Below are 13,245 nucleotides of genomic sequence, written 5' to 3'. Positions count from 1 at the left end.
AATCCGGCGGATGTGGAGAAGACGGTGGAAGCCATCAAGGCGGCTGGCGAGACTCCGTATGTGGTTGGAAGCATTGAGGCCGGCGAAAAGGGAGTGACATTATGCTGAGAGTCGGCGTGATGGTCTCCGGCGGCGGGACCAATCTTCAGGCTATTCTGGATGCTATCGACAATGGGAGCATCCGAAATGCCAAAGTGGAGGTGGTCATCAGCAACAACCGGAATGCTTATGCCCTGGAGCGGGCGAGAAACCATGGAATTCAGGCGGTCTGCATGTCACCGAAGGAGTATGAGAGCCGGGAGGCATTTAATGAGGCGCTGCTTCAAAAGGTGGATGAGTTTCAGCTGGATTTGATTGTGCTGGCTGGATTTTTGGTGGCGATACCGGAGGCGATGGCAAAGAAGTATGAGAGACGGATTATCAATATTCATCCGTCGCTGATTCCGTCCTTCTGTGGCGTCGGGTATTATGGCCTGAAGGTTCACGAGGCGGCTCTGGCCCGCGGGGTGAAGGTGACGGGAGCCACGGTTCACTATGTGGACAGCGGGATGGATACCGGACCTATCATTTTACAAAAGGCGGTGGAAGTGCAGGAGGGGGATACCCCGGAGACCTTGCAGCGCCGGGTGATGGAGCAGGCGGAGTGGGTGATACTTCCGCAGGCGATTGATATGATTGCGAATGGAACCTGATATTGATGGGGGACGGAAGGTAATATGCCCCGTCCCCTGTTTTTGCTTGAAGGAGGAAGAGAATGAAGGTACTGATTGTAGGCGGCGGCGGACGTGAGCATGCCATCGCGTGGAAGGTGGCGAAGAGCCCGAAGGTGGAGAAGATTTACTGCGCACCGGGCAATGCGGGGATAGCGGAGTATGCCGAGTGTGTGGATATCGGTGTGATGGAGTTTGAGAAGCTGACGTCATTTGCCGTGGAGCAGAAGATAGATTTGACCATCGTCGGCCCGGATGACCCGCTGGCGGCCGGGGCGGTGGACGCCTTTGAGGCGGCGGGACTGCGGGTATTTGGACCGAGGAAAAACGCGGCCATTCTGGAAGCGTCCAAGGCATTTTCCAAGGATTTGATGAAGAAATATGATATCCCCACCGCCGGATATGAGACCTTTGATTCCCCGGAGGAGGCGCTGGCCTATCTGGAGACAGCGAAGATGCCTATCGTACTGAAGGCGGACGGTCTGGCTCTTGGCAAGGGAGTGCTGATCTGCAATACGCTTGAGGAGGCGAAGGACGGCGTCAGAGCGCTGATGCTGGACAAGCAGTTTGGAGCCGCAGGCAGCCGGATTGTGGTGGAGGAATTCATGACGGGACGGGAAGTGTCGGTGCTCTCCTTTGTGGACGGAAACACCATCAAGATCATGACCTCCGCCCAGGACCACAAGCGGGCCAAGGACGGGGACCAGGGACTGAACACCGGCGGCATGGGAACCTTTTCCCCAAGCCCTTTCTACACGGACGAGGTGGATGCATTCTGTCAGAAGCACATCTACCAGGCAACGGTGGACGCCATGAAGGCGGAGGGCCGGGAGTTCAAGGGAATCATCTTCTTCGGCCTGATGCTGACCAAGAACGGCCCCAAGGTGCTGGAATACAACGCCAGATTCGGAGACCCGGAGACCCAGGTGGTGCTGCCGCGGATGAAGAACGACATCGTGGATGTCTTCGAAGCCTGCATCGACGGAACACTGGACAAAGTGGAACTGGAGTTCGAGGACAACGCCGCCGTCTGCGTCGTCCTGGCCTCCGCCGGCTACCCGGAGCACTACGAAAAAGGCTTCAAAATCCACGGCCTTGACACCTTCCGTGACAAAGACGGCTACTACGTCTTCCACGCCGGCAGCAAATTCGACGCCGACGGCGACATCGTCACCAACGGCGGAAGAGTCCTCGGCGTCACCGCCACCGGAGCCACCCTGAAAGAGGCCCGCGCTAACGCCTACGAGGCCACGGAGTGGATTGCGTTTGATAATAAGTATATGCGTGGTGATATTGGGAAGGCGATTGATGAAGCGTAAGTAATCAATTAGAATCAGAATAAATTTTTTAATTGGTAGTAAATTATATTATAAGCAGTAGGAGGCGCCCAGAAAATGGGCGTCTTTTATATTGCCTGAAGTGTAGTGAGAAAAATTCTGTGTGTCGGAATTTCCGACGTACTGCACCAAATTAGAAAGTTTAGTTTAGTCAGAGCATATGATTGACAAGAATAAAAAAAAGTAGTACATTTGTATTACAAAAAGGAGGCGATGATATGGCGAAAGAGGCAACTTTGCAGGTTCGGATGGATGCGGAATTAAAAGAGAAAGTGGAAGCTTTGTATCGGGATATGGGAACATCTTTTGCAGAGGCGGTGCGCATCTTTGCAAAACAGAGTATTCAGGAAAATGGGATGCCCTTTGTTGTGACTGCTAATAAAAAAAGTACTTATGGCCGTCTCTCTAAATATGCGGATATGAAGCTGGCAGCAAAGGAAGAAGGTGCGTACGAAAGGGCAATGGTAGGAAAGCATGAGAAAACTGATTGATGCAAATGTTATATTAAGATATCTTTTGGGAGACCATCCCCAGATGTCAGAGGAAGCCAGACAGGTAATAGAAGATGGAGCGTTTACGCTGCCTGAGGTTATTGCAGAGGTGGTATATGTGCTGAAAGGTGTATACCACATAGAACGGGATGAGATTGGAAGAACTCTGATAGAATTTCTTGATGAGGTGTTTGTGGAGAATCAGGATGCTGTTTATGAGGCATTATCCTTGTTTTCAGAGACATCCCTCGATTTTGTAGACTGTATACTGATTGCAAGACATAGGATATTGGGAGACGACGTGGTGAGTTTCGATAAAAAATTAAATAAAATGTTGTAAAGGAACTTTATAAAAGGCGCTTTGTAGTAAATACAGAGCGCCTTTTTGACGTGCGGACGGAGGTTAATTCTCCGTCTCCTTCTGCTTCGCCACCTGGTATTCTCTTGGAGTGTATCCGGTGGCTTTTTTGAAGGTTTTGCTGAAATAGTGCTGGTCGAAGAAGCCGGACAGCTCGGCCACGTCCTTGACCTTGTATTTCCCTGTCTGCAGAAGCTGGCAGGCGTGGTTTAGGCGGACGTCCATCAAGTAGTCCTGGAAGGTGACCTTGGCGACGTCCTTGAACAGCAGGCTTAAATAGCAGTAGTTGATGTGCTGCTGCTGGGCAATCTCGCTTAGGGACAGCTTCTTGGCAAAGTTTTCCCGGATGTAGGACTGGACCTGTTCCACCAGTTCCAGCCGGGGGTCGGCGCCGCCGGAGATGGGCTGGTCCTCCTCAAAGTAGCGGGTCAGCAGTTCCTTGAGAAAATCAATCCAGTCCCAGACAGAGGAAAAATAATAAATCTCAGGGGGCATCTGAAGCGGCCTGGCAGACGGCAGGGATACATGCTCCCGCAGCAGGATGAGCACCCGGAGGTAAAGACTCTGGAGCGATTCGTAGGAGACGGAGGAGGACTCAATGGAGGCATACATGGATTTTAACACCGGTTCCAAGTGCTGCAAATCCCTACGGCATAAAACCTCCTTCAAGTCGGACAGAAAGGCCCCGTCAATTTTGCCGGAGGAAAAGGGCGATATATCATCCTGGTGAATCCGGCTCTTGCCGGCGCAGAGGACCCGGTGCTTCATGCAGCATACTGCCTCGTGGACCGCCTCCCCAAAATCCGGGGAAGGCCCGCTGATACCGAAGGTATACTGGTGTGGCGAGATGGAGGAAATCTCCGTGCAAAGGGAGGATTCCAGCGTTTGGACAAATGCATCCGGTTCGTACCCGGTTCCGCCGGGAGGCGTATACAGCACAATCAGGAACTCATTGCGCCGGTTCTCGTAGTAAATCAAATTTTCCCCCAATACAAGACCATGGAACAGTTTCCCTATATGCTCGTCCAGGGTATCAGCTGAGAGAGAGCAGGAGATATCCAGGTAGAAATCAACCGCCTGGAAGAATCCGCCGCCCGTGTATGCGCCAAACAGCCGCCCATAGTCCGGCTCGTCCTGTTCGAGCAGTTCCGCGGCCACGGAGCGCAGCGCCTTGCGCTGCCGCGCTTTTTTCACCGCCGTTATGGCACAGCGGTTCTGGTGTTTCTCCGTCAGCTGGCGGATGCACCGCTCCAGCGCCTGGTTTAAGCTGTCCGCGTCGATTGGCTTCAAAAGATAATCTACAACGCCAAGCCGGATGGCTTCTTTTGCATAGGCAAAATCATTGTAACCGCTGATAATCACAATTCTGGTGTCGGGCAGAGATTCCAACAGCCTTCTGCTGAAGACAAGCCCGTCCATCCCATCCATCCGGATATCACACAGAACGATGTCAGGACGCCGCTCCAGCGCGGTTTCTAACGCCTGCTCCGCGCTCTGTGCCTGAAGAATCTCCCGGAAATCAAATCGGCTTTTCTTGAGTTTGCTGACGATGCCAAGCCGAATCCATTCTTCATCGTCCACTACGAGTACGCATAACATGGGAAATCCTCCTGTTCTGAATGTGTCAAGTGATTAGTGAGTGTCATGGGGAGAGTAGGGAAGCCGGATATCCACCCGGGTCCCCACGCCCGCCTGGGATACGATGGTCAGTCCATAATCCGGCCCGCAGCAGTTGACAAGCCGCTGGTGGACATTGATGAGTCCGATGGATTCTTTCGCCTGGATGGCCGGTGCGGCGCCCGCGTCCTTAAGCTTCCGGTTCAACGCCTCCACCTGTTCCGGTTCCATGCCGACACCGTTGTCCGACACGTGGAGAACCAGGTTCGTCTCCGAGACAATTTCCCCGGTAATTGTCACCTGGCTGCCATCGCCCGATATCCGGTGGAAGGCGTGAATCACGGCATTTTCCACAATGGGCTGCAGTACAAACTTGGGGACCGGAAGGGAGAACAGCTCCGGCGCCAAATCCGTCGCAAAGGTAATCTGGTTCCGGAAACGGATGCGCTCTATGGAGAAGTATGCCTCCAGATGAGCCAGCTCATCCGACAGCGGAACAAAATTCTCCGGCTTTAAATTATACCGGAACATCTGGGCCAGGGAGGTGGCGATGGTCTGCACCTCCGGCGTGTCCCTCACCTCCGCAATCGCCTCGATGGTCTGAAGGGTATTGTAGAGAAAATGCGGGTTAATCTGGTAGGTCAGACTCTGAAGCTGGGCCGATTTCAAAAGGAGCTGCTGCTCATACACATTTGTGATTAAATTGTCAATCTTTCCTGTCATATGGTTAAAGCCGTGATACACCTCCCGGATGTCGTCATCCCGGCACAGACTTTCGTCCAGCCGCAGCTTGAAATTGCCACGGCCCACCAGCCGCATGTTGGCGGTGAGATTCTTGAGCGGGAGCAGCATCCACCGGAGCAGGGTGATAATCAGCAGTCCGAAGACCAGCAATATCCCCGCCAGAATCCCCAGAATCGGCACCAGGGTGGTGCGCAGCGCGTGGGAGAGATAGGTGGGCGACGGCTCCATATAGACCGTGAATCCCGAATACTGGGACTGTCTCGACAGCAGATGCTCCGGCTGCGCAAAATCCCCGATGGCGCGGCCGTACTCGTCCTTGTTGGTGGAGGCGATGATGATGCCGTCCGTATCCGCCAGACGGATGGACAGCACCGGTCCCGTCTGGATGTCCCTGGAGATGCCCTGGAGGTTCTTGAGAAGCAGACTCTGGAACTCGCTGCTGTCCGCGTAAACCACCACGTAGGCGGTGACCTCCTTGGTGATGATGTCCTTCAACGGCCGCATTACCATAAACGGTTTGAAGTTCCCGTAAAATCCTTTCGGGGCATGGATGGGAGATATCAAAAACATGGACCGGCTGTCAATGGCCTCCCGGTGCTCCTGAATCCACGGCTCAGCGAACAAATCCCTGGTCACCGGATGGGACGAGGAGCTTCCGTCAAACAGAAACCGGCCCGACCCCGAGTAGAAGGAGGTATAGAAAATGCCTTCGGTCACCGAAAGGCTGTTCATAATAATGGCAATTTTCTCACTGTCGTGGAGATAATCCTGGGCCGTATAATCCGGGCTTTGGGAGCGCAGCAGAATATCCTGGATATCCACGTGGTTTAGGAGCATCCGGTCCACCTGGCTGGCATTGTAGAGTGTCGTGTCAATGCCAGAGGTCAGGTTGTCCAACAGGTTATCCAGATAAGTTTCATTTTCCTCCCGGACCAGTCCGGAAATGTGGCCGATCAGTACACCGCTGATGCAGATGGATATGGTGGCGGCGGCCGTCAGACACAGGACGGTCAGGCGGAAGGAGATGGTACGTGTGTTGAGGCGTGAAATCATGTTGTGTATGTTCATGTTGTCGATGGCAACCTCCTTATTCATGCACCTTATTATAGAGGACAAGAAATGGCTTGTCCAGACATTTCTTCCCCCATACCTGTCAAAATGTACAAAAAAGAAATAAAAACCCTTCATGAAAATGTGTATTATTTTTGAAAATGCCTCCGGTTTTTATCAAAATCCAAAGATAATACACAAAACGGAAAAGAAAACCGAAAAAATAGAATAAAAACAACCGGAAAATACCGTCAAACTGCCAAAAATATAAAAAAGTTACAAAAAAGATAAAAAATGGCTCCATTTCATGTAAATAATGACCATGTTATACTGTGGATACAAGAAAAGGAATCACAAAAAGCAATCACAGAATACGAAAAGGGGGACCAGTGATGAACGCAAAGAAACTGCGAAATCCATACTACATAAAGAGAGAGCTTTCCTACATTTCTCTCTATCTGCCGGCGCTGCTTTTGTTCCTGCTGTTTGTCATCTGGCCTCTGATACAGGCGATTTACTTCAGCATGACGGACTGGGACGGAATCTCGGCGACCTATCATTTCCAGGGGCTGAAAAACTATGTTACCTTTTTTAAGGACACCTACGTGCTCCACAGCACCATCGCCACGATGAAGTACACCATCGCGGTGACCATCGCCCAGAACGTGGTGGCGCTGGCCCTGGCGCTGGCATTGAACCAGAAATTCCGCTCCCGCAATGTGCTTCGGACGGTATTCTTTCTCCCGTCCCTATTCAGCCCGCTGGTGGTTGGATATATCTGGAGCTTCCTGTTCTCGGACCCGCTGATGAAGATGGGTAAGGTATTGGGAATGGGGGTTCTGGGAAACAACATTCTGGGAAATGAGAAGTGGGCCATCTTTGCCGCCGCCTTTGTGACAGTCTGGAGGAGCGCCGGATGGACCATGATGATATACCTGGCAGGGCTTCAGAACGTGCCCCAGGATTTGTGTGAGGCGGCCGCGGTGGACGGCGCCGGTTACTGGAAACAGCTCCGGCATATCATCCTGCCCATGATTGCTCCCACCTTCACCATCAACTTTATCCTGGTGTTTGAGAGAAGCCTGAAGGATTTTGATTCCATATTTGCCCTGACAAACGGGGGACCGGGGGACTCGACCATGACGATAGCGCTGAACATTTACCGGGAATCCTTCTTCTATTCCAGGGGCAGCTATGGCACCACCATCGGGGTGATTCTGTTTATCGTGATGGTGATATTGACGATTGTCCAGCTTAAATTTTTCCAGAAAGGGGAGGAGAAACTTGAATAAGGAAACGAAAAAAGGAAAAAGACGCTGGAAAATATGGGCACTGGCGTTGCTTATGATTGGAATCGGCGTGCTGTTCTTTGTGCCGATTTACGCGATGATTATCATCTCGCTGAAGACCACCAGGGAGTTGATTTACTCCCCGCTGGCATTTCCAAAATCCGTGTACATCCAGAACTTTAAGGATGCCTGGAAGCTGCTCAACTTAGGAACGGTCTACAAAAACAGCCTGGTGGTGGCAACCGTATCGGTGGTGATCCGCATTTTGCTGGCGGCCATGGCATCGTTTACGCTGGCCAAGAGAGTGAACCGCTTCAACCGTTTCTTGTACGTGCTGTTTTTGTCCGGGCTGATGATTCCCATCTACACGGTGCTGGTTCCACTGCTCCGGCTGATTAAGAATCTGGGGCTGATGAACTCCCATCTGGGACTGATTGTGGTGTATATCGCCATGGGAATGCCGTTTGCGGTCTTTATGCTGACCGGCTTTGTCAAGGCCATTCCGAACGAGCTGTTGGAGGCGGCGGTGCTGGACGGATGTTCGGTGTACCGGACCTTCTGGACCATCGTGTTTCCGCTGTTGAAATCCGCCATCACCACACTGTTTATCCTGGATTTCCTCTCCGTCTGGAATGATTTCCTGCTGCCGATGCTGACGCTGTCGGACAATTCCCTAAAGACGGTTACGGTGGCCATGTACAATTTCTATGGGGAGTTTGGCTCCCGCTGGGAGATGACATTTGCCGGCTACACGCTGGCGATTATCCCGATTGTAATCGTGTATCTGCTGCTTCAGAAGAATATCGTGGAAGGTATTATGATTGGGGCGGTGAAAGGTTAGGAGGAGAAAGAATATGACAAAAATTCCAATGCAGCTGCCTTACGGAGCGGTGTATTTCCGAAAATCCAATCCGCCCCGGGAGGACTGGGAGAGGGACTATGCCCAGGCAAGCCGTGACGGGTACAATATTTTCCGCCACTGGTTCATGTGGGGGGCCATCGAGACGGCGCCCGGCGTCTATGACTGGGAAGACTATGACAGACAGATGGAACTGGGGGAGCGGTACGACATCAAAGCCATCATCGCGGAAATGACGACCTGCGTTCCGGAATGGGTGTTCACGAGATACCCGGAGGCCCTCTGTGAAAATGCGGACGGCCGGAAATCAAAGAGTGAAATGAGTGTCAGCTGCTCGGTGGGCGGCTTCTATGAAGGGGTCTGCCTGGATACGGCCATCGGACGGGAGCTGACCGGAAATTTCCTGGAGGCGCTGGCAAAGAGGTACAAGGGACATCCGTCTCTGCTGGGATATGATGTCTGGAATGAGTGCAACTATTCCCACGACTACTGCTACTGCAAGGACACGAAGCAGATGTTCCGCGCCTGGCTGAAAGAGCGGTATGGGACGCTGGAGGTGCTAAAGGAGGCGTGGCACCGTTACAGCCTGACGTCCTGGGAGGAAGTTCAGCCGCCGCCAAAGCTGGCCCTGTACACAGAGTGCAATGACTGGCTGCTGTTTCGCAAGGAGCAGGCTTACCGTCAGATGAAGTGGAAGACGGAGAGACTGAGAGCGGCGGACCCGGACTGCCTGATTACGGCGCATGGGACGGCCCAAAGCCTGGAGAACATGGCGCTTGGAGGTTCCGACGAGTGGATGGCCGGAGAGCAGGTGGAGGTGTACGGACTGACCTTCGTGCAGAGCCGCAAGGGAAATGAAGCCTACAAGCAGTGGGGCGCCCTCGATTTGACCCGCTCGGGAGCCAGGGGAAAAGACTTCTGGCATGCGGAATCCCAGGGGGGACCGCTGTGGTATCAGCCACAGGTGGTTGGAAGACCCAGGGAGGACGGCAGAATCACGGAGCCGGAGGATATCCGCCAGTGGAATTTGACCAGCCTGGCAGGCGGGGCAAGAGGCATTCTGTGTCCGCGGTGGAGACCGCTGCTGGACGGACCGCTGTTTGGGGCCTTCGGGGCTTACGGGATGGACGGACTGCCGACGCCCCGCTCCGAGATGGCGTCCCGGATGGCGAAATGGGCCAATGCACCGGAGCAGGGAGAACTGCTGGCGGCAGCGCCAGTCCAGGGGGAGATTGGAATCCTGGTGGTTCCGGAGACCCAGAGGGGGACGTTGTTACTGTCCCAGTTTGGGGCGAAGGACAGCTACTCGGCAGCTGTGACCGGTGCATACCGAGGGTTCCTGGAATTGGGGTATCAGCCTGATTTTGTCCATATTGACGACTTGGAGCAGTACCGGAAGGTCTATCTGCCATTGCCAGTCATGCTGGAGGAAAAGACGGCGAAGAGACTGGCAGACTGGGTGGAGCGGGGCGGAATTCTCTTCAGTGAGGGATGTCCCGGCTATCTGGACGGACAGTGCCATGTGGGGACGGTTCAGCCAAACCTTGGCCTTGATAAGGTGTTCGGAGTGCGGGAAGTGGATGTGGAATTCATCCAGGATATTCTGCAGGACGAGACAATTTCCTGGGAAGGACGGCCGTTCTATGGCGGAGAATATCTCCAGACTTACCGGACGGAGGGCGCACAGGTGATGATAGAGGGGAACATAGGCCAGGCGCTGGCGGAAGGGAAAGACGCCCAGACGCTGACAAAGGGGAAAGATTGCCAGGCGCTGACGGAAGGAACGGACACACAGGCGCTGGCGGTGGAGAACCGGTATGGCCTTGGGACGGCGTTCCTGATGGGAACCAGCCCGGCGCTGGGGTATGAAAATCATCCCTGTGAGGAGCAGAGAGAGATGTTCCGGTGGATAGCCGGGAAGATGGGGCTGGAAGCTCACGCCGCCTGTGACAACCCGAAAGTGCGGGCCAGGATACAGACCGATGGAGAACATGTTTTTCTGTGGCTGATAAACGAATCCAGGGAAGGACAGAGTACGAAGGTGAACTTAGGGAAAAACTATGACTGTACCGGAGTGGAGCGTCTGTATTGGCAGGGCGGGACGATCGCGGTGGCAGATGGAGAAATCCGGGCGGAGCTGGAAGGGCGAAATGCGGTTGTGGCAAAATTAACGAGAAGAGAGTAAACTTGGAGTCAGCGCCAGCTTGCGATTGAGATACAGGGGTTAGATAAAAATATAGAATTGTTAAGAGGAGGAAATTGAAATGAAGAGAAGAATCGCTTTTTTAACCGCTATTTGTATGGCAACCGCCCTCACGGGCTGCGCCAGTTCCGCTCCGGAGCAGCAGACCACGGAGGCGGAGAAAGTGACACTGCAGTACATGACACTGGCCGACGGCAAGGTATTGGAGGCGGAGCGTCACATCATTGAAAACTACATGGCAAAAAATCCAAACGTGGTTGTGGAAATCACATCCGTGCCGGCGCTTGACACCTTCATCACCACATTGAAGGCAAAATTTGCAGCCGGGGAGGAGCCGGACCTTTACATGTTCCAGGCCGGTACCCGTGTCCGTGAATTTGCACAGGCGGGACTGTTAAAGGATATCACCGACGAACCCTACATGGCATCCATCCATGAGGAGGACAAATCCTTTAACTCCCTGAACGGGAAAGTCTACGGCGTTCCCATGCGTTACGAGTACAGCGGTCTGTTTGTGAACCGGGAAGTGCTGGCCAACTATCCGGAGATTGAGATACCGACCAATTTCCAGGAGCTGATGGCATCCTGCCAGACCCTGCGGGAGAAAGGGCTGGAGAATCCCATGATTCTGGCCGGAAAGAGCATCAACAACGTGGCCCAGTTTGATTTCCAGTATCTGGCCTGCGTGATCAGCCATGAGAATCCAAAGTACTATGAGCAGATGCTGGACGGCGAGCTGAAATTCACCGATGAAATCTTCCAGGAAATGTTTGACAAATACGGCCAGCTCAAAGAGTATGTGTCGGATGACGCGCTGGGCGTTGACGACGATGAGGCTATCAAGCGTTTTATCCGCGGCGAGGGCGCCTTCTGGGTGGCCCACGGAAGCGAAATCACCCGTATGAGAGAGCTGGGCGGCGATGAGTTTGATTTTGTGATGGTGCCAACCGTGCTTCAGGATGAGGACCAGGACCGCACCTTCAACTGTGGCCAGGCTCTTGCATTGAATGTGGTGGAGTCCAGCGAGCATCCGGACGAGGTGCGTGCCCTTGTCACCGAGTTCTTACTTCCGGAGAGCAGCAATATCATGGCGACCGAGGGCAGAGTGATGCCGGCGGCCGTTGGAGCAGAGGAACTGCCTGACGCCTGCTTGGAGCCCTGCCGCGAGTGGTTTAACAGCGACAAGAAGATGGCTCACGCCGATTTAATCTGGGTACCGGGAATCAAGGATGTCATGAAGGAAATCACCCAGAAATGGTATATGGGCAACAGTGTGGAGGACGTGTTGAACGAGTGGGATTCCCAGCATCAGCGTCTGCTGGAAGCCAACCCGGATTTCGTCAAGAATTTTGAGAGGAACTAGAGATGAAACTGACACAGGGGATTCATTTATGCGGAAGCGGGGCCTTCGGGCTCACGCCGGCCGGTGACTGCCACTGCTATGTGCTGGATGGCGGCAGTGAGCTGGCCCTCATAGACTGCGGGCTTGCCGGGAATCCCCAGGCCATCCTTCTTCAGATGGAGAAGGACGGCCTGGATATTGGAAAACTGAAATACCTGTTCTTAACCCACGCCCATCCCGACCATGCAAATGGCAGCGCATGGCTTCGGGAGCATCTGGGAGTCCAGGTGGCGGCCAGCGCCTTCGAGGCGCGGGTGATGGAGCAGGGGCTTTTGGAAACGCTGGGCGTGCATCCGGAGCCGGGATTGTATGAGCAGTTTGACAGCATGGGACGCAGCAGGGTTGACCGAATCATTGAGGACGATGAGGAAATGCAGGTGGGAGAGCTGCGTGTCCGGGCGCTTTTGACACCGGGGCACACGGCGGGTTCCACCAGCTATGAGGTGGAGATTGGCGGCAGACGCCATGTATTTGTGGGAGATGAAGTCTTCTATCAGGGATTTGTCAGTGTGCTGACGGCTCCATTTTCCGACTATGAGCATTACTACGAGGGGCTGAAACGTCTTAAGGGGCGCGGGGTGGACGGACTGTTCCCGTCTCATCTGATGTGGACGCTGCAAGACGGACAGAAGCATATTGACAAGGCGCTGTGGGATTTTGAGGTGCCGCAGCGGCCGAATTTGAAACCATTTTCTTAAACGTGAGAAGGAGAGGGATACATATGGCAGACAGAGTAAAAGGAAGAGCGGCGATCGTGACCGGCGCGGCCCGTGGAATTGGGCGTGCCGTGGCAATGAAACTGGCGGAGGAAGGGGCGGACGTGCTGGTCAACACCAGGGACCCCAAGACGCTGGACGCGGTTTATGAGGATGTAAAACGGGTGGCAAAGGGCGGAAAAGTGGCAAAGTTTCTGGCGGATGTCAGCTATGAGGACCAGGTGGAGGCCATGTTTGACCACGCCATGGCCGAGTTTGGGAAGGTGAATATCGTTGTGAACAATGCGGCGGTGAGCAATCCGCGGCCGGCGCTGCAGTACACGTCGGACTTTTGGGAGGAGAATCTGCGGATTAATTTATATTCCGTCTACTATACCTGCACCAGAGCGGCCAGAGAGATGGTGAAGGCGGGGGAGAAGGGGAGTCTGATTAATTTCTCCTCCATCGGGGCGACACAGCCGCACCGCCA

12 protein-coding genes and 1 pseudogene are annotated in these 13,245 nt (G+C 53.8%); 11 read left to right on the top strand and 2 right to left on the bottom strand.

The window, feature by feature from the left end:
* The 5 genes and pseudogenes from HMPREF9473_RS28755 to HMPREF9473_RS26890 form a co-directional block, all read left to right on the top strand.
* A pseudogene (locus HMPREF9473_RS28755) lies at positions 1–108 on the top strand (phosphoribosylformylglycinamidine cyclo-ligase); the annotation flags it as partial.
* Positions 102–692, top strand: a complete 591-nt coding sequence (gene purN / locus HMPREF9473_RS14545) for a phosphoribosylglycinamide formyltransferase (RefSeq protein ID WP_006780897.1) — start codon at positions 102–104, stop codon at positions 690–692. The pseudogene HMPREF9473_RS28755 and the gene purN, both read left to right, overlap by 7 nt.
* A 62-nt stretch (positions 693–754) precedes the next feature.
* On the top strand, positions 755–2,029 hold the full coding sequence (gene purD / locus HMPREF9473_RS14540) for a phosphoribosylamine--glycine ligase (protein WP_006780896.1): 1,275 nt from the start codon (positions 755–757) through the stop codon (positions 2,027–2,029).
* Between the two features lie 236 nt (positions 2,030–2,265).
* Positions 2,266–2,538 (top strand): type II toxin-antitoxin system RelB/DinJ family antitoxin, encoded by a 273-nt coding sequence (locus tag HMPREF9473_RS14535; protein ID WP_006780895.1) that lies wholly within the window; start codon positions 2,266–2,268, stop codon positions 2,536–2,538.
* The gene (locus HMPREF9473_RS26890; RefSeq protein WP_006780894.1) at positions 2,522–2,878 is read left to right on the top strand and encodes a PIN domain-containing protein; all 357 of its coding nucleotides are present in this window, start codon (positions 2,522–2,524) and stop codon (positions 2,876–2,878) included. Before HMPREF9473_RS14535 ends, HMPREF9473_RS26890 begins: the two co-directional genes overlap by 17 nt.
* A gap of 63 nt (positions 2,879–2,941) precedes the next feature.
* Here HMPREF9473_RS26890 and HMPREF9473_RS14525 read toward each other — a convergent pair whose 3' ends face one another.
* Both HMPREF9473_RS14525 and HMPREF9473_RS14520 read right to left on the bottom strand, forming a co-directional pair.
* Positions 2,942–4,495 carry a response regulator gene (locus HMPREF9473_RS14525; protein WP_006780893.1) on the bottom strand — a complete coding sequence of 518 codons (1,554 nt, stop codon included), beginning with the start codon at positions 4,493–4,495 and terminating at the stop codon, positions 2,942–2,944.
* Between the two features lie 33 nt (positions 4,496–4,528).
* Positions 4,529–6,352 carry a sensor histidine kinase gene (locus HMPREF9473_RS14520; RefSeq protein ID WP_242830805.1) on the bottom strand — a complete coding sequence of 608 codons (1,824 nt, stop codon included), beginning with the start codon at positions 6,350–6,352 and terminating at the stop codon, positions 4,529–4,531.
* 347 nt (positions 6,353–6,699) lie between these two features.
* Between HMPREF9473_RS14520 and HMPREF9473_RS14515 the strand changes: the two genes are divergently transcribed.
* The 6 genes from HMPREF9473_RS14515 to HMPREF9473_RS14490 form a co-directional block, all read left to right on the top strand.
* Positions 6,700–7,599: a carbohydrate ABC transporter permease gene (locus HMPREF9473_RS14515; RefSeq protein ID WP_006780891.1), complete on the top strand. Its 900-nt coding sequence runs from the start codon at positions 6,700–6,702 to the stop codon at positions 7,597–7,599.
* The gene (locus HMPREF9473_RS14510; protein ID WP_006780890.1) at positions 7,592–8,437 is read left to right on the top strand and encodes a carbohydrate ABC transporter permease; all 846 of its coding nucleotides are present in this window, start codon (positions 7,592–7,594) and stop codon (positions 8,435–8,437) included. Before HMPREF9473_RS14515 ends, HMPREF9473_RS14510 begins: the two co-directional genes overlap by 8 nt.
* Before the next feature lie 13 nt (positions 8,438–8,450).
* A complete protein-coding gene (locus HMPREF9473_RS14505) occupies positions 8,451–10,640 on the top strand; it encodes a beta-galactosidase (protein ID WP_006780889.1) in 2,190 nt (729 codons plus the stop codon).
* A 79-nt stretch (positions 10,641–10,719) separates the two neighbouring features.
* Positions 10,720–12,021, top strand: a complete 1,302-nt coding sequence (locus HMPREF9473_RS14500) for an ABC transporter substrate-binding protein (RefSeq protein ID WP_006780888.1) — start codon at positions 10,720–10,722, stop codon at positions 12,019–12,021.
* A gap of 2 nt (positions 12,022–12,023) precedes the next feature.
* Positions 12,024–12,758, top strand: a complete 735-nt coding sequence (locus HMPREF9473_RS14495) for an MBL fold metallo-hydrolase (RefSeq protein WP_006780887.1) — start codon at positions 12,024–12,026, stop codon at positions 12,756–12,758.
* 23 nt (positions 12,759–12,781) lie between these two features.
* The coding region (locus HMPREF9473_RS14490; protein ID WP_006780886.1) for an SDR family NAD(P)-dependent oxidoreductase at positions 12,782–13,245 on the top strand (464 nt) is incomplete at its 3' end.

It is taken from the genome of Hungatella hathewayi WAL-18680, assembly GCF_000235505.1.
Classification (GTDB): Bacteria; Bacillota; Clostridia; order Lachnospirales; family Lachnospiraceae; genus Hungatella_A; species Hungatella_A hathewayi_A.
This window is presented reverse-complemented; position numbering and strand designations above follow the sequence as displayed.

Bases quoted from the DNA above. Each gene is read 5' to 3' on its own strand.
- purN (WP_006780897.1), top strand. From the start codon at position 102: ATGCTGAGAGTCGGCGTGATGGTCTCCGGCGGCGGGACCAATCTTCAG.
- purD (WP_006780896.1), top strand. From the start codon at position 755: ATGAAGGTACTGATTGTAGGCGGCGGCGGACGTGAGCATGCCATCGCG.
- HMPREF9473_RS14535 (WP_006780895.1), top strand. From the start codon at position 2,266: ATGGCGAAAGAGGCAACTTTGCAGGTTCGGATGGATGCGGAATTAAAA.
- HMPREF9473_RS26890 (WP_006780894.1), top strand. From the start codon at position 2,522: ATGAGAAAACTGATTGATGCAAATGTTATATTAAGATATCTTTTGGGA.
- HMPREF9473_RS14525 (WP_006780893.1), bottom strand. From the start codon at position 4,495: ATGTTATGCGTACTCGTAGTGGACGATGAAGAATGGATTCGGCTTGGC.
- HMPREF9473_RS14520 (WP_242830805.1), bottom strand. From the start codon at position 6,352: ATGAATAAGGAGGTTGCCATCGACAACATGAACATACACAACATGATT.
- HMPREF9473_RS14515 (WP_006780891.1), top strand. From the start codon at position 6,700: ATGAACGCAAAGAAACTGCGAAATCCATACTACATAAAGAGAGAGCTT.
- HMPREF9473_RS14505 (WP_006780889.1), top strand. From the start codon at position 8,451: ATGACAAAAATTCCAATGCAGCTGCCTTACGGAGCGGTGTATTTCCGA.
- HMPREF9473_RS14500 (WP_006780888.1), top strand. From the start codon at position 10,720: ATGAAGAGAAGAATCGCTTTTTTAACCGCTATTTGTATGGCAACCGCC.
- HMPREF9473_RS14495 (WP_006780887.1), top strand. From the start codon at position 12,024: ATGAAACTGACACAGGGGATTCATTTATGCGGAAGCGGGGCCTTCGGG.